Genomic DNA, 26,341 nt, shown 5'->3' on the forward strand with positions numbered 1-26,341 from the left:
AGGAAATAATGTCTGAGATGATTCCAATGCATGGCGGCTACCGCCGGCTGATAAGTTTCCAGGTAGCGCAACTAGTCTACGATCTGACCTTGCGCTTCTGCAACACATACATCGATCGCCGCAGTCGTACCCATGATCAAATGGTACAAGCAGCTCGTTCGGGAGTGCAAAATATTGCTGAAGGATCGCAAGCTTCAGCGACATCCAAAAAAACGGAGCTTAAGCTCACTCAAGTTGCTCGGGCCAGCCTGGAGGAACTCAAACTAGACTATGAGGATTACCTGCGGCAACGCGGATTGCCACAATGGACACTGGATAACCCGCTGCGACAGGCTCTAATCGACAAACGATGCCAAAACGCTGATGAGGTTGCACAATGGATTGTCGAGGCCGCCAAACACAGTGACCTGAAAGGACAAAATAGTTTTCAACCTTGCACTGTGTTCCCTGGCTACATTGCACTTTATCCCGAATTTTCCGCAAACGCCGCACTAGTCCTGCTGGCAGTAGCGTGTTCACTCCTCAATCGGCAAGTCTCTCGGCTGGCTGCCGACTTTGAAGCAAATGGCGGCTTCACCGAACACCTCTACCGCGTCAGAAGCAACATGCGAAAAAAACAAGACGGGTAAAAACGATAGGCGCACCCAGTGGACCCAGTGGACCCAGTGGACCCAGTGGACCCAGTGGACCCAGTGGACCCAGTCGTTTTTGTCCACACTGTCCACACTGTCCACACTGTCCACACTGTCCACACTGTCCACACTGTCCACACTGTCCACACTGTCCACACTGTCCACACTGTCCACACTGTCCACACTGTCCACACTGTCCACACTGTCCACACTGTCCACACTGTCCACACTGTCCACACTGTCCACACTGTCCACACTGTCCACACTGTCCACACTGTCCACACTGTCCACACTGTCCACACTGTCCACACTGTCCACACTGTCCACACTGTCCACACTGTCCACACTGTCCACACTGTCCACACTGTCCACACTGTCCACACTGCACTGTCCACACTGTCCACACTGTCCACACTGTCCACACTGTCCACACTGTCCACACTGTCCACACTGTCCACACTGTCCACACTGTCCACACTGTCCACACTGTCCACACTGTCCACACTGTCCACACTGTCCACACTGTCCACACTGTCCACTTCAGTCCTTGCATCACCCGGGTGGCAGATTACGTTGTTAGGCTGTTTTTTTCATTGCGCCGCGCGAGCTCAGGGCGGCACCATATTTCACCCACGTTCATACCAGGAAAAGCACCCCATGCGCGAAAAAATCTGTTTTGATTCTGGCTGGCATTTTCACGAAGGCGAGATGCCGGTGCCGCAATCGGCCTACAAGGGCTACATGTACGTCCATGCCAAGACGGTACGGGCCATCACTGGCCCCGCCGCGCCCAACAACACGCCCTCCACGTGGATCAACAGCGACGACTGGCAGACGGTGTCTCTCCCGCACGACTACGTCATCCGCCACAGGCCAAAAAAGCAGAACAACGAAACCCTCGGCTTCTTTCCCTACCACAATGCCTGGTACCGCAAGGACTTCAAACTTACTGCCGACGACCAGAACAAACGCCTGACGCTGCTCTTCGACGGCGTCGCCACCCACGCGACCGTGTGGGTCAACGGCTGCCTCATGGGCCATAGCTTCACCGGCTACACGCCCTTCGAAATCGATTTCACCGACGTGGCCAATCTCGACGGCAATAACTCGGTGACGGTCTACGTCGAAACCGACGAACACGAAGGCTGGTGGTACGAAGGCGGCGGCATCTACCGACACGTCTGGCTCAACAAAACGCCACTGCTGGCCGTCGATCTCTACGGCCTTTACGTGCGGCCGGAACGCGACGACGACGGCAGCTGGACCTGCCACGTCGAAACCACTCTGCGCAACGACGCCTTCGCCGCCCATACCGCGACCGTCACGGCCACCCTCGAAGACAAACAGGGCCAAGCCCGCGCCACCGCTACCGCCAGCACCGACATCGACCGCAAAGCCAAGGCCGTCCTCTGCCAAAACATCGCCGTCGCCGCGCCAGCTCTATGGGACACCGAAAACCCGACGCTCTACACCATGCGCGTCAAGGTCAGCTCGCCCGCCGGCGACGACGAGCTTAGTGCCCGCTTCGGTTTCCGCGACGTCGTCTTCGATCCCGACAAAGGCCTCATCCTCAATGGCAAAGCCGTCAAAATCAAAGGTGTGTGCTGCCATGGCGACTACGGCCTCACTGGCAAAGCCGTGCCAGACAATATCCAACGCTATCGCGTCCGCCTCCTGCGCGAGATGGGCGCCAACGGCTACCGCTGTGCTCATTATCCACAGGCCGAAGCGACCCTGGACGCCCTCGACGACAATGGCTTCCTGGTCATGGCCGAAACCCGCTGGTTCGAATCAACCAAGGAAGGCCGTGAACAACTCGAAACGCTGTTCAAACGCGACCGCAACCATCCCGGCATCATCATGTGGAGCGTCGGCAACGAAGAACCGCTTTTCGCCAAACCCGAAGGCAAGCGCATCTTCGAAACGCTCTATGCCTACGCCAAGCGCCTCGACCCCGTCCGCCCCATCATGGCCGCGGTCTCCAACTCCCCGGAGATCGCGCCCATCTTCGCCGTCGCCGACCTCGTCGGCATCAACTACAACCTGCCGACTTACGAACCGCTGCGCCTGAAGTATCCGCACAAGTGCTTCGTCTCCTCGGAGAACTGCGCCGTGCCTTCCACCCGCGGCTTCTTTTTCGATGACAACGACCTCAAGTCCATGTACAATGCCAAGGACCGCACGTTCAGCGGCTGGCAGACGTCCCGAGAAGACACTTGGAAGTTCATCATGGCGCGCGACTGGGTCGCCGGTGGCTATCAGTGGGCCGGTATCGAACACCGTGGCGAAACCGTCTGGCCGCGTCTCTGCTCGCAGTCCGGCGCCCTGGACCTCTATCTGCAGAAAAAAGACGCGTTCTTCCAGAACCAGTCGCTCTGGACCGACCAGCCGATGGTTCACCTCCTCCCACACTGGAATTTCCAGGGCCGCGAAGGCGAACTCATCAGCGTCTGGGCCTACACCAACTGCCAGGAAGCCGAGCTATTCCTCAACGGCAAGTCCCTGGGCCGCAAGGCCATTGAGCGCTTTGGCCACGGTGAGTGGCTCGTGCCCTACTGCCCCGGCGATCTCCGCGTGGTCGCCTACAACGCCGGCAAGGAAGTCGCCTCCGACTGCGCCAAGACCACCGGCCCGGCCGTCGCCCTCAAGCTCCGCCTGGAAAATGGCGACGACATCCGCAGCAATGGCCGCGATCTCGCCGTCATTACCTGCTACGCCGTGGATGCCGATGGCCGCGCCGTCCCCGATGCCGCCGCGACCATCACCTTCGACTGCAATAAACTCGCCGCCATCGCCGGCACCGGGTCGGATATCTGCGACCACGTGCCCCCGCATATCCCCGAACGGCGTATGCGTGCCGGCCTCTGCGCCGCCGCCATCCGCTGCCTCGCCCCCGGCAACGTCAGCGTTTACGCCACCGCGCCGGGCCTGACCACCGCCCGCATCGAGTTCGACGTCCAATAACCAGCCCCCACCCCACCCCGCGCCGGCCGGCCAATCCAGACCGCGCCCGGCACCACCGCCAATCACAACTGGGAGTACCTCTCATGGGCGATTTCTACAAAGGCATCAATTTCGGCTACTACGCCCGCAATGGCTATTTCTCGTCACCCGAAGCGCTGGCCGAGGTCGACGCCATGGCCGACCACAACGTCGAATGGGTCTGTCTCATCGTCACTGTCATGCAGGAACAATTCTCCAGCACCAGGATGTTCCGCGATTACTACCACACGCCCGGCGACGACGAAATCGTCGATATCATCGACGCACTCCACCAGCGCAATATCAAAGTCATGCTCCGCCCCATGCTCGAATGCTGGGACGGCACCCAGCGCAGCCAGATCGTCTTCCCCGACGATGGCGAAATCATCCCCGGCCGACCTTTCACGTACTGGCGAGACTGGTTTGGACACTACACTGAACTCACCCGCCACTACCTGCGCATTGCCTCCCGCCGCGGCTGCGAAGCCTACTGCTTCGACAGCGAACTCAACCGCATGATCGCCAAATCCAGCTACTGGCTGAAGGTCATCGATTGCGCCCGTAGTCTCTACCAAGGCCCGCTCACCACCTCTATGATCAACACCGAAAACAGCATCGATCAGCTCCAAAACAAAAATCACTGGTTCTATGCCCTCGACTCCGTCGGCACCAGCATGTACCACCCGACCTCCGAAACCGGCGGCGGCAACGTCGATGATATGGCCGCCTACCTCCAACCGCACGTCGAAAAATGCCGCGCCTTCGCCCAGACCTACGGCAAGGACTTCTACTTCGGCGAAACCAGCTGCAGCGCCATGAAAAACGCCAGCCGCCGACCCGCCTTCTGGGCCAACGGCGGCGGCTACGACGGCGAAGAACAGGCCAACTACCTCCGCGCTGTCATCAAGGCCTTCTCCGCCGAACCATGGTGGAAAGGACTCTTCTGGTGGAAATGGGACGAACAGAACTTCCGCCCACAATTCCACGACGACCCCGCCGGCGACAAGGGCTTCACCATCAAAGGCAAACCAGCCGCACAAGTCTTCAAAAACTGGCACTACTGACGCCAGTATTACGCACCAGCACGCGCCGGCAATTCCGTTGGGGCCGACCTAGCCCAACTTTCGCATTTGGGGGTATAGCTACGCTCAAAAAGGCACTACAGTCCTTTTTTTGCCTCCGTGTCGGGCAGTGAGGTCGTGCGGACCACCGGCAGGACCGCCAAGTCAAATGAAATCCGCTACCTGGCTAGCCACCCATGTGAAATGGCTGGGCGGCGACTGGCCGTGGGTGTCCTAGAAATTGTCCCCGGTGTTTTCCCTGCCGGAGCGGTTACTCCTATGATACCCGCTGCTCTTCATTTAACGGTATCCATGGCACTTGTTGTTTCAACCAAGCAGCCTTTTCTCGTCATGCATTTCCGCCGCGAAGCGGCAGAAGCGCTGAAAGCGCGATACATACCAGCCCAGGGCAAGCGGCGCCGAAGGCGCGCGCCGCCCTGGGTAGCGCACCATATTGGTCCGTGTTCCTCAGCCTCTTTGACTTCAGTCGGCGAAGCTGACTGAAGCCAAAGAGGCAATAAAACTCATTGATTGCTGCGGCAATTTTGCGCTGTGACCCTTCGTCGCCGGCCTTTTCGGCCGCCCCTTCAGAACTACTGTGTCAAGTCTCTCTTTCTATCACAAGATTTCGCACATGACCAAAATTTGGCCACGCGACTGCGAAGCGCGCAGATTTTTCGGTGCTGGTGTCACCCTCGCAGCTGACGTCTTCTCTCTCGCAAAATCGCAGGATATAACTCAGACAATTCTATTTTCGAAATAATTGCGGTTTACAAACAGTTTTCCTTGCATAACCGGTTCATGAATGTATATTCACGGGCTGAATTACCACTCATATCAACCTCCTCGGCGCCTCCTTTTCCGCCCCTCTAGCCACCCTGCTACTCTCCTAATTCCCCCCTTTCATATCATGACCACCACCATCGCCGATGAACAGTCTGATGGCCTCAGCCGCAAGGAGCGCGAACGCCTGCTACACCGCGCAGACATCCTCGCGGCCGGCGAGCGCGTTTTTGCCAGCAAGGGCTTTCATCTGGCAACGATCGAAGAGATCGCCCGCGAAGCGGAATTTTCGGTAGGCACCATCTACAATTTCTTCAGCGGTAAAGACGCCTTGTACGAAGAAGTCATCCGCTTCATTGTTGAGAGCTGCCATAACGACTTCACCCGCCTGGTGCTGCCAGAAAACGACCCGCAGACCGCAATCAACCTGCTGATTGATCTACGAGTCCAGCAGTATGAACAGCACCAGGGGCTCTTCCACATCGTCTTGGAGTCCTTGCCGACGGGGCATTTCAACCCCGCCAATGTGTTGCCCGAGGATTGCCGGAAGTATCATGAGAACTACTTCCAATCCCTCTGCGACATTTTTGCCCGTGGTCGCGCCCAAGGCCTGTTCAGTGACGAGGCGCCGCTGTCGCTGGCTTTGATCTTCGAAGGCGTCATCAACACCTTTGTCGCCTACTGGTCGAAAAAACGCTCAGGACAGCTGTCACCCCATCTGGTCCGTGATCTAAAACGCGTCGTCTTCAGGGCCCTCGGCTGTGAAGAACGCACGGTTTCACCATAATACATCCATTCCCCCACCACCCAAGCCAAGGAACCACCCATGTCCCACAGCAAACGCTCCAGTCTTCCTCTGCGCATCATGGCGCCGGCGCTGCTGCCAGCCGTCATCCTCCTCGCCAGCTGCAACAAAAAACAACAAGCCGGGCCGGCACCAATGCCGCCCGCCGAAGTGAGCTTCATTGAAATCAAGACCGAGTCGACCGTGCTCAAAAATGAGCTGCCCGGCCGCACCACCCCCTACCAGATCGCCGAAATTCGCCCCCAGGCCAGCGGCATTATCACCAAACGACTCTTCACCGAAGGCACCGACGTACAAATGGGCGACGTGCTCTATGAAATAGACCCGAGCAGCTACGAAGCCGCCAAAGACAGCGCCGAAGCCGCAGTCAATGTCGCCAAAGCCAACCACAGTACCAGCATCGCCGCGCTGAGCGCCGCCCGCGCCGCCTTCACTGCCGCCAAGGCCGCCCAGACCCGCGCTGTCGCCAATGCCGAACCACTGCGATTACGCACCGCCCGCTTCCAGGAACTGCTCAGCAGTAAGGCCGTTAGCCAGCAGGACTACGACGACAGCGCCGCCGCCCTCAAACAATCTGAAGCCGGCATCGACAGCGCCGCCGCTGCTGTCGTCAGCGCCGAGGCCGACATCCAGCGCGCCGAGGCCGCCGTCAAGGCCGCTGAAGCCGCCATCCAAACGGCCGAGGCCGCCCTCGCCAGCGCGGAAATCAACCTGGCCTACACCAAGATCACGGCGCCCATCTCCGGCCGCATCGGCCGCTCGGCGATCACCACCGGCGCGCTTGTCACGGCCCACCAGCCGCTGGCCTTGGCCACTATTCAGCAACTCAATCCTATTTACGTCGATGTGCCCCAAGCCACCGCCGAACTCCTGCAGCTCCGCCGGCGCCTCGCCGATGGCCGCCTCAGCCAGAACGGCAGCTATAGCGGCCAGGCCAGTCTCCTATTGGAAGACAACAGCGAATACGAGCTCAAAGGCGTGGTTCAGTTCCGCGAAGTGAGTGTCGACCCCACCACCGGCTCCTTCATCCTCCGCCTGGTCTTCGCTAACCCCAAAAATGACCTCCTGCCCGGCATGTTCGTCCGCGCCATCATTGACGAAGGCGCCAACAACAACGCCATTCTCGTCCCCCAACAGTGCGTCAGCCGCAATGCCAGCGGCGACGCGTTGGTCATGACAGTCGGTGCCGACAACACCGTAGAGGCCAAAATGATCCACATTGACCGCGCCATCGGCAATACATGGCTCGTCAGCGAGGGCCTTAAGGTCGGCGACCGCGTCATCCGCGAAGGGCTACTGCGCGCCCGCCCCGGCGCTGTCGTCAATCCCGTCCCCGATGGCCAAGCCCCAGCAGCAACCACCGCCCCAGCAGCGACCACCGCCCCAGCAGCGACCACCGCCCCAGCAGCACCTGCGGCCGCTGACAGCGCAACGACCACACCGGCGAACGCCGACAGCCCGACGACCACGAAATAAGCGGAGGCACCATGTTATCCAAATTCTTCCTTGAACGACCTGTCTTCGCCTGGGTTGTCGCAATTTTCATCATGCTCCTGGGCGGCCTGGCCATCTACAATCTGCCCGTGGCGCAGTACCCCAATCTAGCGCCGCCATCCATCGCCGTCACCGCCAGCTACCCCGGCGCCTCGGCCGAAACTGTCGAAAACAGCGTCACGCAGGTCATTGAACAGAAAATGACCGGCCTGGACGGCATGCTCTACCTGTCATCCAACAGTGACTCTGCCGGCCAGTCCCGTATCGAACTGACTTTTGCTCCCGGCACGGACCCAGACCTGGCCTGGACCAAGGTCCAGAACCGCCTGCAGCCGGCTCTGGCCAGCCTGCCCGATGTCGTCCAGCGCAGCGGCGTCCTCGTCAATAAGTCCACCCGCAACTGGCTGATCATGGTCGGCCTGGTCAACAAAGACGGCAGCATGAACGACATCGATATCGGTGACTACGCCGCCACCAATATCGAGGACATCCTCGCCCGCGTCCCCGGCGTCGGCGAAGTCGAGCGCTTTGCCAAGGAATACGCCATGCGCGTGTGGCTGGACGTGGAACGACTCAACGACTTCAATCTCAGCATCGAAGACGTTGTCGCCGCCCTCCGCAGCTACAACGTGGAAGTATCCGCCGGCCAGTTCGGCTCCCTGCCCGCCGTGGCTGGCCAGCGCCTCAATGCGTCTATCGTCGTCCAGAACCTCCTACGCACGCCAGAGGATTTCGCCAACATCCCCGTACGCACCAACAGCGACGGCGCCGTGGTCCGCGTTCGCGATATCGGCCGCACCGAATTGGGCACGGCGTTCTATGACGTCAACGTTCTCTTTAATGGCAACCCCGCCGCCATGCTGGCCATCCGCCAGACTCCCGGCGCCAATGCCTTGACCACCGCCAACGCCATCAAAGCCAAGATGAAGGAACTCCAGCGGAATTTTCCGCCTGGCATTGAAGTCGTTTATCCCTTCGATACCACGCCCTTCGTACGAGTCGCCATCATGGAAGCCGTCAAGTCGCTGTTCCAAGCCATTTTCCTCGTCTTTCTGGTCATGCTGATCTTCATGGGCAATGTCCGCGCCACCCTGATTCCGACCATCGCCATCCCGGTGGTGCTTTTGGGTACTTGCGGCGCCTTGGCGGTCTTTGGCTTTTCCATCAACATGCTCACCATGTTCGCCATGGTCATCGCCATCGGCCTGCTGGTTGATGACACCATCGTCGTGGTCGAAAATGTCGAACGCCTTATGAGTGAAGAGGGACTGTCGCCACGCGAAGCCACCGCCAAATCCATGTCGGAAGTGACCAGCGCCCTCATCGGCTTCGCGCTGGTGCTCTGCGCCCTCTTCGGCCCCATGGCCTTCTTCAGCGGTTCCACCGGCATCATCTACCGGCAGTTCTCCATCACCGTAGTCACCTCCATGTTTTTCTCCGTCACCATCGCGCTCATCCTCACGCCGGTACTCTGCGCCAGCATCCTCAAACCGGTCGCCAAAGGCCACGAAGCCGCCGAGGGCACCGTGTGGTTCCTGCGGCCCTTCCTCCTCTGGTTCGACCGCGCTTTCAACCGCTTCCGCGACGCCATTGTCGCCGTGGTCGGCTACGGCTTGGCCCGCATGGTCCGCTTCGTCCTGGTCTACCTGGTCATCATCTGCATCGGTGTCTTCCTGGCCAAGCGTATTTCCACCAGCTACCTGCCCGATGAAGACCAGGGCATCCTCTTCACCCAGGTTATGTTGCAGACCGGCGCCACCCTCGAACAAACCCAGGACGTGCTCAAAAAAGTGTATGACTACTACATGGCCAACGAAGCCGATGCCATCGAGTCCTGCGCAACTATCGCCGGCGTAGGCTTCTCCGGCCAAGCCCAGAATAATGGCATGATCTTCGTCAAGCTCAAGGACTGGCACCTGCGCCGCGATCCCAGCATGCACGCCGAAGCCATCGCCGGCCGCGCGATGGTAGGCCTGTCCAGCCTGCGCAACGCCATGGTCTTCACCTTCCCGCCACCCGCAATCGCCGAACTTGGCACGTCACAGGGCTTCGACTTCATGCTCGTCGACCGCGCCGGCCACGGCCATGAGGCACTGTACAATGCCCGCAATCAGCTCATGGGCATGGCCATGCAAGACCCGCGACTGGCCAGCATCCGCCCCAACGGCCTCGAAGACGTCCCCGAATACCGCGTGGACGTCGATTGGGAAAAAGCCGGCGCGCTCGGCTTGCCCATCAGCGCCATCCACAACACCATCTCAGCCGCCTTCGGCAGCGCCTACGTCAATGACTTCATCCTGAACGGCCGCATCAAACGCGTGTTCGTCCAGGCCGACGCGCCCTACCGCATGCTGCCCGAGAACCTGGACGAGCTCTATGTGCGCAATGTCTCCGGCCAAATGGTGCCTTACCGCGCCTTCGCCAAAGGGCGCTGGAGCAGCGGCTCGCCACAGCTGGAGCGCTTCAACGCCGCACCATCCGTCAATCTCTGGGGCCAGGCCGCGCCGGGCTACAGCTCCGGCGATGCCATGCAGGCCATGGAAGAACTCACCCGGCGACTGCCGCAGGGGTTCGACTACGACTGGACCGGTCTGTCCTACCAGGAACGCCAGTCGACCTCACAGACTGGCTTGCTTTATGCCTTCTCCATCATCGTGGTCTTTCTCTTCCTGGCGGCCCTTTACGGTAAATGGGACATCCCCATCTCCGTGCTGCTGATCCTACCCTTGGGCGTCATCGGTGGCTTCATTGCCACCATGTCCCGCGGCATGCCCAGCGACGTCTATTTCCAGATCGGCATGCTTAACACCCTTGGCTTGGCCACCAAGAACGCCATTCTCATTGTGCAGTTCGCCATGAGCAACGTCGCCCAGGGGCACGGCCTGATCGAAGCCGCGTTGCACGCCGTCCGCCTGCGCCTGCGAGCCATCGTCATGACCTCCATGACCACCGGCCTGTCCGTGCTGCCCATGGCCCTAAGCAGCGGCGCCGGCGCCGGCGCCATGAACGCCATCGGCACCGTCGTCCTCGGCGGCATGATCAGCGGCACCATCCTCGTCGTCATCTTCGCGCCGCTCTTCTACGTGCTCATCGAAGGTCTCTTCGGCACCCATAAGAAAAAGATTCGCAGCAATCTGCAGCCCGCCAAACTCGCCAAGGCCACTAGCATCCTGATCGCCCTGTCACTGGGCGCCACGGTCTGCTGCAGCGGCTGCAAAAGTATGGCGCCGGACTACGAACGGCCCGAAGCCCCCATGCCCGCCCAGTGGTCCGCCGGCGATGCCTACCAGAACGCCACCGGCGAGGCCCCCGCAGTCATTCTCCCTTGGCGGGAGTTCTTCCAGGACCCGACCCTGCAGACGCTCATCGACAGCGCGCTGGCCAACAACCGCGACCTGCGCCTAGCCGCCCTCAACACCGAGATGGCCCGGGCCCTCTACGGCGTCGAACGCGACGCCCTCTACCCCGCACTCTACGCCACCGCCAACGCCGTCAAGCAGAAAAACTCCGCCCATCTGACCGGCGAGGGACAGTCCCGCCGCGTAGAAAACTACAGCGTCAATGCCGGCATTCTGTCATGGGAGCCGGACTTTTTCGGCCGCGTGCGCAGCTATAGCGACGAAGCGCTGGCCAAATACTTCGCATCACTGGAGGCAAAACGCAGCGTCGAGATTCTTGTCGTGTCGTCGGTCGTCAACGCCTACCTGAACCTCGCTGCCGACCGCGAGGCTCTGGCTCTGGCCAAAGATACCCTCAAAAATCAGCAGGACGCCTTGGCGCTGGTCAAAAAACAGTACGAGCAGGGCCTGGTCACTGAACTGGCTCTGCGCCAGGCACAGACGCCAGTCGAAAGCGCCCGCGGCGATACCGCCCGACTCACTCGCGTCGTCGCCCAGGACCTCAATGCCCTCCAGCTCCTCCTCGGCTCAGCTCTTCCCGCAGAACTCCCCGCACAGCGCCTCAACGATATCCAGCTGGACGGCGAGGTCCAGGCCGGCCTGCCCTCCGAGCTGCTTCTCAACCGGCCGGATATCATCGCCGCTGAGCAGCAACTCAAAGCCGCCAACGCCCTCATCGGCGTCGCCCGCGCCGCGTTCTTTCCCAGCATCGCCATCACGGCGATCTTCGGCAGCGCCAGCAATGAACTGTCCGGCCTCTTCGAAGGCGGCGCCGGCACCTGGAGCTTCGCCCCGCAACTGGCCCTGCCCATCTTCGACGCGCGCACCTGGTCCGGCTACCGCGTCAGCAAGGCCCACCGCGAAATCGCCGTCGTCGAATATGAACGGGCCATCCAACAGGCATTTCGCGAAGTCAACGACGTGCTCGCTCTCCGCGGCACCATCAATGAACAACTCGACGCCCAACAGGCACTCGTCGATACCCTCAGCGAAACCCACCGCTTGGCAACCCTCCGCTTCGAAAACGGCGTCGACAGCTTCCTCCCCGTCCTTGACGCCCAACGCAATCTCTTCGCCGCCCAACACGGCCTCATCGCCCTCAAACTGGCCAAAGCCAGCAGCAAAGTGCAACTCTACGCCGCCCTCGGCGGCGGCAGTAACCCCAGCAACAACGAGACCACGCCCGAACAACCCTGATGATATAACACGCCTGTCCACACAGAACTCGACCGTAGTCGGTCAGTAACCACCCCGGTGTTTTCCCCACCGGGGTGGTTACTTGCCAATTACGTCTCGCGGCCGTGGAGTGGGCGTCTCGCCCACTCCGACAAGACGGCTCATTAAACCGTCCTCGTCATCCACGCCGCCCGTACCCGGCCCGTCTCCCCCGCCGCACGAGCCGTGCGCACAGCGGCTGGAAGCCGCTGCTACTCTGGGCCCGCTATGACTCCGCTGCCGCAAAGGTCGGCGGAAATCAAGGTCGGATGGCGGGGCGGCGACTGGCCGTGGGTTTTCTGCAAATTGTCCCCGGTGTTTTCCCCACCAGGGTGGTTACTGACCGATTACCCTCTACCCCGATTGCCAGCCGCCGCCGTGCTTGCAATCGGGGTATTGGATTTTACATTATTTGTTTCGTGTTTTCCCCCGCCCCGCCGCTTTCCAGGCCACTTGTCATCAGCCACAGCAAGCAGGAAATAATCGCATGCCCAGACAACACACGGTAGAAAAAATCGGCGGCACGTCCATGAGCCGTTTTGGCGAAGTGCTCCGTAATGTCATCATCGGCAACCGCAAGGGCGCCGATCTTTACAACCGTCTCTTTGTCGTCTCTGCCTATGGCGGCATCACCAACCTCCTGCTGGAAAACAAAAAAAGCGGCGCGCCAGGCGTCTACGGCAAATTCGCCGCCGGCGACGACACGTGGATCGCCAGTCTGGAACAGGCCCGCGCCAAAATGCTCGAATTCAATCACTCCTTTGAGACGATTGGCCTCGACCAGCGCGAAGCCGACAACTTTGTCAATGAGCGCATGGACGGCATCCGCGACTGCCTGCACGACCTGGTGCGCCTGCGCACCTACGGCCACTTCAACATCAAGACCTATCTGCCGCCGACCCGCGAAATGCTCAGCGCCGTCGGCGAGGCGCACAGCGCCTTCAACTCCACGCTCATCCTCCAGCGCCACGACATCAACGCCCAGCTTATTGACCTCACCGGCTGGAAAAAAGACGAGCTGCTATCCTTTGACGAGGTCGTCACCCAGGCCTTCGCCGGCATTGATTTCAGCAAGGTCATGCCCATTATCACTGGCTATGTCAAATATGACGAAGGCATCATGACCCGCTTCGACCGCGGCTACAGCGAAATTTCCTTCAGCAAAATCGCCGTCATCACCGAGGCCCGCGAAGGCATTATCCACAAGGAATACCACCTGAGCACCGGCGACCCCGCCATCATCGGCTCGGACAAGGTCAAGGTTATCGGCCATACCAACTTCGATATCGCCGATCAGCTCTCCGATCTCGACATGGAAGCCATCCACTCCAAGGCCTCCAAGGAAATGGAGCTCTGCGGGATTCCCATCCGCGTCAAAAACGCATTCGAGCCCGACCATCCCGGCACCATCATCAGCTGCGACTACGTCTCGCCGGAGCCGCGCGTCGAGATGATCTGCGGGCGCAACGACCTCGAAGCCATCGAAGTCATGGACCCCGAAATGGTTGGCCATGTCGGTTACGACTACTATCTCATGCAGAGCCTGGTCGATACCGGCATCAGCTACATCACCAAGACCACCAACGCCAATACCATCACCCATTTCGTTCCCCAGAAAAATCGCCGCCTGGAAGAGTGTATTGACCTCATCCACCAGCGCATGCCCAACGCCACCGTCAGCCGCAACTCCGTGGCCATCGTGTCGGTCATCGGCAGCAACATGAGCATCCCCGGCTTCCTCTCCAAAGCCGCCAGCGCCCTGCACCAGGCCGGTATCAACGTCCTCGCACTGGCCCAGTCAACCCGGCAGGTCAACATGCAATTCATCGTCTCCCGCTCCGATTATGAAGCGGCCATCCGCGCCCTCCACAAGACCTTCGTCGAAGACATCTAAGCATGCCAGCCATGGATGTGCTGTACGTGGACAATCACCTGCTGGCCCTCAACAAGCCGGCAGGGCTGCTCACCCAGCCGTCGGGAACCAGCGAAGACAACCTCGAAGACCGCGCCAAAGCCTGGGTCAAAGCCGAGTACCACAAGCCCGGCGCGGTGTTCCTGGAGGCCGTACACCGCATTGACCGGCCCGTAGCCGGCGTCGTCCTCTTCGCCCGCACCAGCAAGGCGCTCAGCCGCCTCAATGAAGCCATGCGCCGAGGCGACTGCGAGAAAATCTACCTCGCGCTGGTCACGGGCGACCTCCCCGGCCCAGACGGCGCCCTCAACGACTGGCTGCTGCACGGCGACCACCGCGCCGACGTCGTCCCCGCCGGCACTCCCGGCGCCAAAGCCGCCGTCCTGACCTACACGGTCCTGCGCCGGAGCGCAGGCCGCAGCCTCTTGCGCATCGTCCTGGGCAGCGGCCGTTATCACCAAATCCGCGCCCAGCTGGCGCAGGCCGGTTGTCCCATTGTGGGCGACCACAAATACGGTTCACCCGAACGCTGGCTCAGCGCCGATGGCATCGCCCTGCAACACGCCACTCTGCGCATCAGTCACCCCGTGACCCGCGCAGCCATGGCCTTTACCGCCCCGGATATCTTCGCCGCAGTATTGTAGTCACCGCCAGCCGGCTTATATTCTCATTTTCCCACCATCCCCCGACGTTATCCTATCTTTCAAGGTGCTTGTATGACGGATTTGGAAAAAGAGCTTCAGGATGCCCTCGCGCAGGTCAAAACCGCGCTGGCAGCAGTTAGTGACATGAATGCGCTGGAAGAATGCCGCGTGCGCTTTCTCGGCCGCAAAGGCCTCATGCCGGCATTGATGGCCCAGCTGGGAAAGGTCCCCCAGGACCAGAAACCCGCTGTCGGCAAAACCGTCAATCTCGTCAAGCAGGAAATACAGCAGGCCTTCGACGACTGCGGTGCCAGACTAAACCAAGACCAGAAAACCGCCAGCGCCCTTGACGTCACCCTTCCCGGCCGCCAACGCGCCATCGGCCACAAGCACCCCATCAATCTCGTCATGGACAGCGCCGTGGCCATCTTCCGCCGCATGGGCTTTATTGTCGCCGACGGCCCGGACATCGAAACGGTCGCGAACAACTTCGACGCGCTCAACTCCCCGCAAGACCACCCGTCGCGCACGCCGGACGACACGTTCTACTTCGACCTCGACCAGCACCACTGGCTAGACCCCGAAGCCCTCATCCTGCGCACGCAGACTTCACCCGTGCAAATCCGCGCCATGAAAGCACAAAAGCCGCCAGTGCGCATTATCTGCCCCGGCCGCTGCTACCGCCGCGATACGCCTGACGCCACTCACGGCATGAGCTTCCATCAGATCGAAGGCCTCTATGTCGACCAATGCGTATCGCTAGCCGACCTCAAGGGCACCCTCGCCGCTTTCGCCCGCGAAATGTTCGGCACCCACACCAAAGTGCGCTTCCGCCCACATTTCTTCCCCTTCACCGAACCCAGCGTGGAATGCGATGCGTCGTGCATCGTCTGCGGGGGCAAAGGCTGCCGCGTCTGCAAAGGCTCCGGCTGGATCGAAATCGCCGGCGCCGGCATGGTCAACCCAGCCGTCTTCCAGAACGTCGGCTACGACCCCGATACCACTACCGGCTTCGCCTTCGGACTGGGCATCGAACGCATGGCCATGATCCGCTACGCCATCAATGACCTGCGCTTGCTCTACGACAACGACGTGCGCTTCCTCCACCAGTTCTGAGCTTGGACAAACGGCTGCGTACCCCGATCGCGCACAACGCCCTTATCCCGGCCGTCCTGCGGGCTTTCAGCCCCCAGCGTCGCCTGACATCGGTAAACGGAGCACCTCGCCCTTATCCCGGCCGTGCTGCGGGCTTTCAGCCCGCAGCGTCGCCTGCGGTCAGCATTCGGCCAAGCACGCCCCAATGGCCCCACACTGATGTTCCTCGTCTCGGCCTCACCCCTCGGCGAGCGGCTCGAGGACCAGGCGCCCGGCGTTGGGTATGGCGTCCCTGATGCGCAGCCGCACGTGCTCACCAGGTGTCATGCGACTACGGGTCATCACCACGCCGCGCTCAGCAAAACCGTCGATCTCCGCCAGAATCAGACTGCCCTCGGCGCGAACGATGGTCGCCCCGACTTCCGTGCCGACTTTCTCCCGCCGCAGGTACTCCAGCAGCCAGTACTTGTTCGCCTCGCGCTCCAGCGAGCGATTCTGACTGGCGGTGCGGTCGACATTGTCCAGCACGCCAAAGAGCTCCTCATGACTGTAGGGCAGTTCCTTACCCAGGAAATGCGCCGAGAGCTGCCGTTGGATCACCAGATCGGCATAGCGGCGCAAGGGCGAACTGATCTGCGTGTAGAGGTCCAGCCCGAGCCCGTAATGCGCCTGCGGGTGAGTCGACAGCCGCGTCCGCTTCATCTTCTTCACCTGCTGCTCAAAAAGATAGGGATCGTACTCCTTGACCGACGTCACCGGCGACGACGGCTGGTCCTGCGTGCGGTAAATCACCGGCAGGTCGTGATGCAGGGCGTATTTAGCCGCCAGGTGATTGGCCAGAATCATGAACTCACTCACCAGTTGGTGGCTGGGGCTGTCGGAATCCTCCGGCGTCACCGTAACCACGCTACCGCGAACCCGTATCTTCAACTCGGGGCCATTCAACTGCACCGCACCAGCGGTCTCGCGCCCGGCACGGAGCTTGCCAGCCAAAAACAACAGATCGCGCAAGGCGACGGTAACGCTGTCGCCGTCACCATCCGGCGACGCTAGGCGCTCGTCGGCGCCGTGGTAGTCCAGGCGATGCCGAACCCGCACCGCCGCCGGCACAAAGCGCCAGTCCAACAACGCGCCCTCAGATGAAAATTTCACCTGGAAGCTCAATGCCGGCCGTAGCTCTCCGGCGACCAGGCTGGCCAGATTACAGCCGATGCGTTCTGGAAACATCATCACCGTCGTCGTCGGCAAGTACAACGACAAGGGCCGCTCGACGGCCGCCGCGTCCAGCGGGTCGTCCTTGCCGACGAAGCAGGCCGGGTCGGCAATATGGATGCCAACGAGGTAGTTCTGCTCGTCGTCACGGCTGCAGGACAACGCGTCGTCGATCTCGCGCGTCTCTTCGTCGTCAATACTGAATAGCTCAAGGCCGCTAAGGTCTTCGCGGTGGCTGTTGCCGTCGTAGGGCGTCAAGGTGTCGGCATGTTCCAGCACCGCGCTGGAAAAGCCGGCATGAATGCCGTTGGCGAGCAGAAATTCGTCCACCCCTGCTGGCATCCGGTCGGTAACGCGCAGCAGTCGCAGGGCGACTTCACGCGCGTTGATCTTCTCCCGGGCAGCGCTGAGGATATTGACCGCGTCGGAGTTGAAACCGCAGAGGAGGTAGTCCGTCGCCAAGCGCAGGAAGCCTTCTTGTTCCTCGGGCACCGGCGCGGGCGTCTCGCCTTGGTGGTCAAGCACGCCGTCCAGCCATTGGCGAGTGCGTTCCTTAGCGGCGGCGCGTTCGGCCCGCATGGCACGCAGGCGTTCCAGCTCGTCAATCTCTTCACGCGTCCGAGCCGTGAATTGCAGCTGCTTGCGCTGGAAAAGCGTCCCGTCCTCAAGCAGTTTTCGCGCCAGCGCGGAAATCTGCACGGCGGTGGCCTCGCCGAAATAATGCGCCGCTAACGCGGACAGCTCCGGCTCGCAGCCGTTGGCCAGGACGTCCTCCCAAAGCAGCTCCAGATCGACGTCGGCCATCGCGTCGCGAATCGCGTTTTGCACCGTCGCCAGCTTGCCCAGCACATCATTGCCATAAACCATGCCGTGCTCGGCAACGATGTTCGCGACTTTGACCTTCTCCTGCTGCTGAGTCGCACCACGGACCTGCACACGGTCCGTGCCGCTCTTCACCACGACTCCCAGGCACATCTCGTTGCTGCCAAGGTAATCCACTACGGTCTGTTCAAGAAAATCCATTCAATCTCCCAGCCCCGGTCAGCCCATCATGGCGACAAAGGCATGTCAATCTCTGTAAACACACAATTGGTTCCACGCCGAAAAGGTAAACGCATAATATACCCCCTGACCAGCTGCCCCCGGGACGAGATCACAAAAAAACGTGACCGTCAGCAAAAAACGCCCCAGCCCGCACAATACAAAAGGAAGGACCGAGCAGCGCCCGATCCTTCCTTTATCGTACTCAAAACAGGGCCACGGCTCCACCCTGCTGCATCTCTCTAACCTCAGCCGTTTTTGGCGGCGAAGGCCTTCATGAACGCCACCAAGGCGTCAATGCCCGCCATCGGCATGGCGTTGTAGATACTGGCGCGCAGACCACCAACCGCACGATGGCCCTTCAGGCCGATCATGCCGGCCGCCTTGGACTCGGACACAAATTTCTTCTCCAGCTCTTCATTGCCCTCGCCGATGCGGAAGCACACGTTCATCTTCGAACGATCCGCCTTGGCACAGGTGCCGCGGAAGAAACCGGACTCATCAATCGCCGCGTAAAGCTTTGCGGCCTTGGTCTCATTGAGCTTTTGGATCGCCGGCACGCCGCCCTGCTCAAGCATCCAGTCCGTCACCAGCCGAACCATGTAAATTGAGAAGGTGGACGGCGTGTTGTACAGCGACTGGGCCTTGATGTGGGTGCTGAAACGCAGCATCGTCGGTACCGTTTCCGGACAACGCTCGGCCAAGCCCTTGCGCATGATCACCAGCGTCACCCCGGACGGCCCCATGTTCTTCTGCGCACCGGCAAAAATCAGCGCGAAACGGTTCACGTCAACAACCTTCGACATGATGTCGCTGGACATGTCCGCAATCAACGGCAACGCGCCCGTGTCAGGATATTGATTGTAGGCCGTGCCGTATATCGTGTTGTTGCTGCAAATATGCGCGTAGGCGTCGTTCTGGTCAAACTGCCAGCTGCTCACATCGCCGATGCAGGAGTACTTTTCCTTGGCGCCGTCATAGACCAGGTTGATGCCCGCGCCAAGTATCTTCGCTTCTTTCATGGCCTTGTGCGCCCACTCGCCGGTGTCGCAAAACGCGATCTTCTTGCCCGGAACCATCAAATTCATCGGCACCATCGCAAACTGCAGGCTCGCACCGCCCTGCAAAAACAACACGTCGTAATCCGCACTGATGCCCATCAACTTGCGAATGTTCGCCTCAGCAGCCTGGATGATCTCCTCAAACGGCGCCGCCCGATGGCTCTCCTCGACAATGCCGTAACCACAACCACGGTAGTTCACAAACTCTTCCTGAGCCTTCAACATCACCGCTTTCGGCAAGGTCGCCGGACCAGCATTGAAATTGTACACGGTTTTTTCCTGCATGTAGATCACTCCTTAGTAGCTAACATCGACTCTGCGGTCATAACGGCGCGGGCTACCATGTCGTCTGATACCGTCAAAAAACCCGAGAAAAGCTCTTACTATATTTTCTCAAACCATCCTCTGCAATAGTACAATGCCCGAGTACGGTATTTTTTTATCTAACAGACCCAGCTGACCAAGCAGACCGCGTCGGGGCGGACCTATGTGTCCGCCCTAATCCGATCTGTCCGATCCGTTTGCGAAAGACGGCAGGTTCACCCTGCATTTATCGCCGCGAAGCGGCAGAAGCGCTGAAAGCGCGAAACATACCAGCCCAGGGCAAGTGCGCTGAAGGCGCGCGCCGCCCTGGGTAAGACGGCAACTATGTTCGTGTTCCTCGGCCCTTTCGTCCTCAGTCGGCGAAGCTGACTGGGGACGAAAGGGCAATGGAACTCGCACTGCTTACGCACAATGTCCTCCCTCTCATTACCGCCGGCCACGCTTTTGGGCTAGTCCCGCTTATGCCTGCCATCGGGCAGGTCGACGCGCAATCCCAAGCGTTTGAGTTTGCGGTAGAAGGTCGTGGGATGCAGTCCCAATTTTTCGGCTGCCAGGCGGCGGTTGCCCCCGCACTGCGCCAAGGCGGCCTGTATCGCCTGGCGTTCGGAAAGACTCACGGCTTCTTGCATGGACGCCGCCGGCAGCGCCGGCGACCCAACGGCATTGCCACTGGTGCGGACCTCATCCGGCAGGTCGTCGACCTCGATCATATTGCCGCGGCAGAAGACCATGGAGCGCTCGATGCAGTTTTCCAGCTGGCGGATATTCCCCGGCCAGGGACAATCGCTCAGCATGCGCAGGGCGCTGCGGCTGACGCCGGCGACCTGCCGTTTCATCACCAGGTTGAAACGGCGGATGAACTGCTCGACCAAAAACGGTATGTCTTCCCGCCGCTCACGCAACGGCGGCAGCGCCAACTGCACGACATTGATGCGGTAGAACAAGTCCTGCCGGAAAGCGCCCGAGGCCACCAGATCCTCCAGCCGCCGATGCGTCGCAGCGATGATCCGGGCATTGCTGCGCACGCTCTTGACCGCCCCCAGCGGCTCATAGCTGCGTTCCTGCAACACCCGCAGCAGTCGCACCTGCATGGCCGGCGATATCTCGCCGATCTCGTCCAGCAGTAGTGTGCCGCCCTCGGCGAGAGCGAAGCGCCCGGGCTTGTCACGGTCGGCACCCGTAAACGCGCCTTTCTTGTAGCCGAACAGCTCCGACTCCAGCAACGTTTCCGGAAACGCGCCGCAGTTGATCGCCACAAAGGGCCCGTCGCGCCGCGGGCCGTTGGCGTGTATGGTCCTGGCTAGAAGCTCCTTGCCGCTGCCGGTTTCACCACGTATCAGCACCGTCGAACAGGTCTCGGCTATGGCCGTCAGCTGGCTGAAAATCGTCCGCATTGACGGACTATGACTGCCAAAGTCGCCGATTTTGCGTGTGGCGCTGATTTCCTCCCGCAGTTGCTCGATATCGCTCAGATTGCGGAAGGTCTCGGCGCCACCAATGACGGTGCCGGACGCGTCGCGCAACACCGCCGTCGAGATGCTCACCGGCACGCGTTGGCCCGCATTGTTCACGATAAAGCAGCTGAGGTCGATGATGGGCCGCCCCTGCTCGAGGGTCTGCCGCAGGGCGCAAGCGCCTTCGCACAGGTTAGAGCGGAAGACCTCGCAGCACATGCGGCCCATGGCGTCTTCACGCCGGACCTGGATAATGTCCTCGGCTGAGCGGTTCAAATACGTGATGCGAAAATCGCGATCCACCGTGAACACGCCGTCGGAGATGCTCTCCAAGATGGCACGGTCGGCCATGGCCGAACGCGCGTCATCCCTAGATGGCGCCGCCGCCGCCACAGCGCCTTTCGTTCTTTTTGCCTTCTCAGCACTCATAGACATCTCCCGAGGCGCCGGCAAGTACTTCACAGGACAGCCTGTCACTCAGCCGAGCGATAGCCACCTCGCCCGTGCAATGGCAGGCGACAAGCCGCCGCAGGCCTAGTTGCTGCAGATATGTCGCCGTGCGCTCCAGGCGCTCGTCGTCGGCATGAACCAGATGCAGCCCGCCGATAATGGTATGGATCTTCACCTCGGGCGCGCAACGGCGACAGTACTCAATGGTGTTGATGATGCCGCTGTGGCAACAACCCGGTATGAGCACGCCCGCCGCCAGCAGCAACGACTGGTCGTCCACCAGCAGATCCGGCTGACCTTTCGCCGAATCCAAATAGAACGGCCCGCCGCAGTCCTCGCCGCTCAACCGCGGTATCGGTCCCGTCGCATAGACGCCCGGACTGATCTGCGTGAATTCTGTCACCTCGTGAACCAGAGCCCCCGCATAGGCACGGCGGCATCCCGCCGGCATGGATACGTCCCGCACGGGTCGGTCAGCATGGCAGCTAAAACGATCCTGTGACACGCCCCGCGCTGCATAAATGGGCAATTCCGGCACCACCGTCAGTAGCTCCGCCAGCCCACCCGTGTGGTCCCAATGACCATGGCTTAACACCAGCTGTTTAATGCTGGCCGGGTCAACACCCAACGCCGACAGGTTGCCTAGCAGCGCCGCGCCCGCGCCCGTGTCCAATAAAAGCCGCTCGCCGCTGGTGTCAATTACTGCGGCAAAGCCGTGCTCGACGGCCAAGTCCCGCCGCGTCAAATTGTCTACCACTATCCGTAACGTGCTCATCGTTCTCTCCAACTCGCGCCTGCGCACGACATCTGTACTTGCTTTCAAGAAACACCCACTGCCTCTTGTGCGGCCTCCAATCGCTATTAGCATTTTTGCTACTATAGCGCATCTGCGCAATGCTGCCGGCAGTTTTTGGCCGATATTATTGCCTCTTGCTCATTCTCTCGCCCTAGCCCGCCAGCTCCATCCGTCAGCATGACGCGATGGCTGGTAATCGATCAGTAACCACCCCGGTGGGGAAAACACCGGGGCGGTTACTCCTATGAAACCGATGCTCTTCATGTAACGGTATCCATGGCACTTGTTCAACCAAGCAACCTTTTCTCGTCGTGCATTTCCGCCGCGAAGCGGCAGAAGCGCTGAAAGCGCGAAACATACCAGCCCAGGGCAAGCGGCGCCGAAGGCGCGCGCCGCCCTGGGTAGCGCGCCCTCTACGCTCGTGTTCCTCGGCCCCTTTGGCCCCAGTCGGCGCAGCTGACTGGAGCCAAAGGGGCAATGGAACTCACTGGCTTGCGGCGGCAATTTTGCGCTGTGACCCTTTGTTGCGCGCCCCTTGTGAAATGGCTGGACGGCGGCGGGCCGTGGGTTTCCTGCAAATTGTCCCCGGTGTTTTCCCCACCGGGGCGGTTACTCCTATGAAACACGTTGCCGCAAAGGTCGGCGGAAATCAAGGTCGGATGGCTGGGCGGCGGCGGGCCGTGGGTTTCCTGCAAATTGTCCCAGCGAAGCGCCGGGGTGTACACTGACCGGTTACGATCCGCCCGATCCGTCCGCAAAAAACTGTTCGCGGCTTTGGCGATGGGTATTACATTGGGCCTGTTGGCGACGTTATCCGATCGTGCCCACTTTCCCACTCCCCCACCCTACACCAGTCCGAGGACCGCATGAGCAAACAGCCCAACATTCTGTTATTTTTCACGGACATGCAACGGCATGACACCATCCACGCACTTGGCAACGAGGTCATCCGCACGCCCAATCTCGACCGGCTGGTGCGCGAAGGCACGGCCTTCACCAGCTGTTACTCGCCATCGCCGGTGTGCATTCCCGCGCGCTTCGCTATGCACTACGGCCTTTATCCTTTCCGCACTGGCCTAGCTGAAAACACGCGCATGCCCGATGACAACGGCCGTTCGCTGCCGGCCGCTCTCGCCGAACTGGGCTACCACTGCGCCGCCATCGGCAAATGTCATTTCACGCCCGACAAGGCCGCCATGCGCGGCTTCGCCGAACGGCTGATCCAGGAAGAATGCTGCTCCGATCCGGACAAAGACGACTACTGTCGCTGGCTGGCCGACAAAGGCGCGGATCACGACGAGCCCCACGGCACCCGCGGCGAGATGTACTATGTGCCACAGATATCGCTGCACCCGGCCGCCGAGCATCCCAGCCAATGGATCGGCGACCGCAGTATCGACTTCATCCGCCAGCGCCGCGCCAACGCCAGCGACCAGCCCTGGTTCCTCTTCTCCAGCTTCATTCATCCCCACCCGCCCTTTGCGCCGCCAAAGCCCTGGCACAAACTCTACCGCTCGCCGGACATGCCCCTGCCAGAAGTGCCGCAGGACGCCGAATCGCTCCTCGTCTGGGTCAATCACTTCCAGAACCGCTACAAATACCGCGACCAGGGCATTGACGACAATCTCCTGCGCAACATGAAAGCCTACTACTACGCCACCATCTCCTTCGTGGACTACCAGGTCGGCCGCGTCATGGCGGAGCTGGCCAAGCACGGCGAGCTGGACAACACGGTCATCGTCTTCGCCTCCGATCACGGCGAGTATCTCGGCGATTACGACTGCTTTGGCAAACGCGGCATGCACGATGCCTCGGCAAGAGTACCCCTCCTTGTCCGCTATCCCCGCGCCTTCACCGCTGATGCGCGCTGCGCGACCGCGACCTCGCTGGTGGATATCTTCCCCACCCTCATCAATGCCGCCGGCGGCATCTGCGCCGGCCGCGGCCTCGACGGCTGCGATCTGGCCGCCATCGCCGCCGGCAAGTGCCAGCGGCGATTCGTCTTCTCGCAGTACAGTAACGACAACACCGCGCTCTACATGGTCGCTGACGACCGCTATAAGTACGTCTGGTCCGCCGGCGATCAGCGCGAATTCCTCTTCGACCGCCAGGTCGATCCTCTTGAACGCCGCAATCGCAGCGCCCTCAGCAGCCTCGCCGAGGTCAAAAAGACCCTCAAGACCGCCCTTCTGCAAAGACTCAAGGACAACCAGCTCGACCACGCCTACGTCGAAAAAAATGGCCTGCTCGACTGGAAGGCCAACCCACGCTATGATGACAGTTTCCGCCGTGACCCCGACGCACGTCTGCTCTTCCAAGACCACCACCTGCATAAAATCTGCTTCCCGGATGGCTACCAGCAGGACTGACAACACGCCCGCGAAGACGTCCTTCGCCAGCAAACAAGGCTCTCATTATGCCACGACAACCCAACATCATCATTTTCAATCCCGACCAGTGGCGCGGCGACGTCATGGGTCACTTGGGCAATCCCGCCGCCGTGACGCCCTTCCTTGATCGCCTGGTGGCGGATGACGCCGTGTCCTTCCGCCACGCTTACTGCCAGAATCCCGTCTGCACGCCCAGCCGTTGCAGCTTCATGACGGGCTGGTATCCCCATGTCCGCGGACATCGCACCATGCACCACATGCTCCACGCCGAACATGACGAAACCAATCTCCTGCGCGAACTGAAAAGCCACGGCTACACGGTCTGGTGGGGCGGCAAAAACGACCTCATTCCCGGCGGCAGCACCTTCAGCGAGCACTGCGATGTCCATCACCGCCCTGACCGCGCCGCACTCAAAGCCCGCGGCCTCACCCTCCGCCCCGGCACCCACGGCACCGCCCCGCAATGGCGCGGCCCCAAAGACGGCGACAACTACTACAGCTTCTTCTGTGGTAAACTCGACGCCGGCAACGAAGAGCTCTATTGCGATGGCGACTGGGCTCATGTGCTCGCCGCCATCGACTTCATCCGCGACTACCGCTCCGAACAGCCCTTCTGTCTCTACCTGCCCCTGGCCAACCCGCACCCGCCATACGCCGTGGAAGAGCCCTACTACAGCTGCACCGACCGCCAAAAGCTCCCCCCGCGTATTCCAGGGATCGACGACCCGGCCAAGCCCCGCCTGCTTCAGGGCATCCGCGATCGCCAGGGTCTCCGCAACTGGCCCGAAGAACGCTGGAACGAACTCCGCGCGACTTACTACGGCATGTGCACGCGTCTCGACCGCCAGCTCGAACTGCTCGTCGATGCCCTCAAAGACCACGGCCATTACGACGACAGCGCCCTCTTCCTCTTCGCCGACCACGGCGACTTCACCGGCGATTACGGCCTGGTCGAAAAAACGCAAAATACCTTCGAAGACTGTCTCACCCGCGTGCCGCTGATCGTCAAGCCACCCAAAGACCAGCCGCTTTCCCCGGGCATCCGCGATGGCTTGGTGGAACTCGTCGATTTCACCGAAACAGTCTACGATCTGACTCACATTGATCCCGGCTACGACCGCTTTGGCATGTCACTCCTGCCCAGCCTGGCCGACCCCGCCACGCCCCTGCGCGACGCCGTCTTCTGCGAAGGCGGCCGCCGCAAAGGCGAAATGCAGTCCGCCGAAACCGAAAGTTCGTCGGCATTCGACCCTGAAGGCCTCTACTGGCCACGCTGCTCCCTGCAGGTCCTCGACGACCACCCTTGGCACAGCAAGGCCGTCATGTGCCGTACCGCCAACGCCAAATACGTCTACCGACTCTACGAAGACGACGAATTCTACGACCTGACCAAGGACCCCGCCGAACTCCACAATGCCATCGACAACCCGGCATACCGCGACGCCATCGCTACCCTCCGCGAACGAACCCTGCGCTGGCTCGTCGAAACCGCCGATGTCGTCCCCCGCATTACCGACCCGCGATAAGTTGGCCCTATCCGCAGATGACGCAGATGACAAAAGACACTCGCAAAAAAAATCTGCGATAATCTG

The 26,341-nt window shown here is 60.8% G+C and carries 16 protein-coding genes; 11 read left to right on the plus strand and 5 right to left on the minus strand.

Going from position 1 to position 26,341, the window contains the following annotated elements:
• The first annotated feature begins 8 nt into the window (after positions 1-8).
• From J3R75_RS18295 to pheS, 9 genes are all read left to right on the plus strand, one after another.
• On the plus strand, positions 9-629 hold the full coding sequence (locus tag J3R75_RS18295) for a four helix bundle suffix domain-containing protein (protein WP_307264767.1): 621 nt from the start codon (positions 9-11) through the stop codon (positions 627-629).
• 660 nt (positions 630-1,289) lie between these two features.
• Positions 1,290-3,596, plus strand: a complete 2,307-nt coding sequence (locus tag J3R75_RS18300; RefSeq protein ID WP_307264769.1) for a glycoside hydrolase family 2 TIM barrel-domain containing protein — start codon at positions 1,290-1,292, stop codon at positions 3,594-3,596.
• Between the two features lie 83 nt (positions 3,597-3,679).
• Positions 3,680-4,678 carry a glycoside hydrolase family 113 gene (locus J3R75_RS18305; protein WP_307264772.1) on the plus strand — a complete coding sequence of 333 codons (999 nt, stop codon included), beginning with the start codon at positions 3,680-3,682 and terminating at the stop codon, positions 4,676-4,678.
• 907 nt (positions 4,679-5,585) lie between these two features.
• A complete protein-coding gene (locus tag J3R75_RS18310; RefSeq protein WP_307264775.1) occupies positions 5,586-6,245 on the plus strand; it encodes a TetR/AcrR family transcriptional regulator in 660 nt (219 codons plus the stop codon).
• Positions 6,246-6,284: 39 nt separating this feature from the next.
• Positions 6,285-7,739, plus strand: coding sequence for an efflux RND transporter periplasmic adaptor subunit (locus J3R75_RS18315; protein ID WP_307264777.1), 1,455 nt, complete (start codon positions 6,285-6,287; stop codon positions 7,737-7,739).
• 11 nt (positions 7,740-7,750) lie between these two features.
• Positions 7,751-12,352 (plus strand): efflux RND transporter permease subunit, encoded by a 4,602-nt coding sequence (locus tag J3R75_RS18320; protein WP_307264779.1) that lies wholly within the window; start codon positions 7,751-7,753, stop codon positions 12,350-12,352.
• Positions 12,353-12,857: 505 nt separating this feature from the next.
• Positions 12,858-14,264, plus strand: a complete 1,407-nt coding sequence (locus J3R75_RS18325; RefSeq protein ID WP_307264781.1) for an aspartate kinase — start codon at positions 12,858-12,860, stop codon at positions 14,262-14,264.
• 2 nt (positions 14,265-14,266) lie between these two features.
• The gene (locus J3R75_RS18330; RefSeq protein ID WP_307264784.1) at positions 14,267-14,926 is read left to right on the plus strand and encodes an RluA family pseudouridine synthase; all 660 of its coding nucleotides are present in this window, start codon (positions 14,267-14,269) and stop codon (positions 14,924-14,926) included.
• Between the two features lie 72 nt (positions 14,927-14,998).
• Positions 14,999-16,042: a phenylalanine--tRNA ligase subunit alpha gene (gene pheS / locus J3R75_RS18335; RefSeq protein WP_307264787.1), complete on the plus strand. Its 1,044-nt coding sequence runs from the start codon at positions 14,999-15,001 to the stop codon at positions 16,040-16,042.
• 216 nt (positions 16,043-16,258) lie between these two features.
• On the opposite strand, the gene J3R75_RS18340 is transcribed toward pheS, so the two are convergent.
• The 5 genes from J3R75_RS18340 to J3R75_RS18360 form a co-directional block, all read right to left on the minus strand.
• Positions 16,259-18,256 carry a ribonuclease catalytic domain-containing protein gene (locus J3R75_RS18340; protein ID WP_307264790.1) on the minus strand — a complete coding sequence of 666 codons (1,998 nt, stop codon included), beginning with the start codon at positions 18,254-18,256 and terminating at the stop codon, positions 16,259-16,261.
• A 266-nt stretch (positions 18,257-18,522) separates the two neighbouring features.
• Entirely contained in the window at positions 18,523-19,620 is a 1,098-nt protein-coding gene (serC, locus tag J3R75_RS18345; protein ID WP_307264793.1) for a 3-phosphoserine/phosphohydroxythreonine transaminase, read from the minus strand.
• Between the two features lie 488 nt (positions 19,621-20,108).
• Positions 20,109-21,542, minus strand: a complete 1,434-nt coding sequence (locus J3R75_RS18350; protein WP_307264796.1) for a sigma-54 interaction domain-containing protein — start codon at positions 21,540-21,542, stop codon at positions 20,109-20,111.
• Entirely contained in the window at positions 21,532-22,338 is an 807-nt protein-coding gene (locus J3R75_RS18355) for an MBL fold metallo-hydrolase (RefSeq protein ID WP_307264798.1), read from the minus strand. The genes J3R75_RS18350 and J3R75_RS18355 overlap by 11 nt, the downstream gene beginning before the upstream one ends.
• 434 nt (positions 22,339-22,772) lie before the next feature.
• On the minus strand, positions 22,773-23,084 hold the full coding sequence (locus J3R75_RS18360; protein WP_307264801.1) for a hypothetical protein: 312 nt from the start codon (positions 23,082-23,084) through the stop codon (positions 22,773-22,775).
• A 141-nt stretch (positions 23,085-23,225) separates the two neighbouring features.
• On the opposite strand from J3R75_RS18360, the gene J3R75_RS18365 reads away from it, so the two are divergent.
• Both J3R75_RS18365 and J3R75_RS18370 read left to right on the plus strand, forming a co-directional pair.
• Positions 23,226-24,728 (plus strand): sulfatase family protein, encoded by a 1,503-nt coding sequence (locus J3R75_RS18365; protein WP_307264804.1) that lies wholly within the window; start codon positions 23,226-23,228, stop codon positions 24,726-24,728.
• A gap of 47 nt (positions 24,729-24,775) precedes the next feature.
• On the plus strand, positions 24,776-26,275 hold the full coding sequence (locus tag J3R75_RS18370) for a sulfatase family protein (RefSeq protein WP_307264806.1): 1,500 nt from the start codon (positions 24,776-24,778) through the stop codon (positions 26,273-26,275).
• Positions 26,276-26,341 lie beyond the last annotated feature (66 nt).

Origin of the sequence: Oligosphaera ethanolica (genome assembly GCF_030814695.1) — a bacterium.
In the GTDB taxonomy this organism is placed as follows: domain Bacteria; phylum Verrucomicrobiota; class Lentisphaeria; order Oligosphaerales; family Oligosphaeraceae; genus Oligosphaera; species Oligosphaera ethanolica.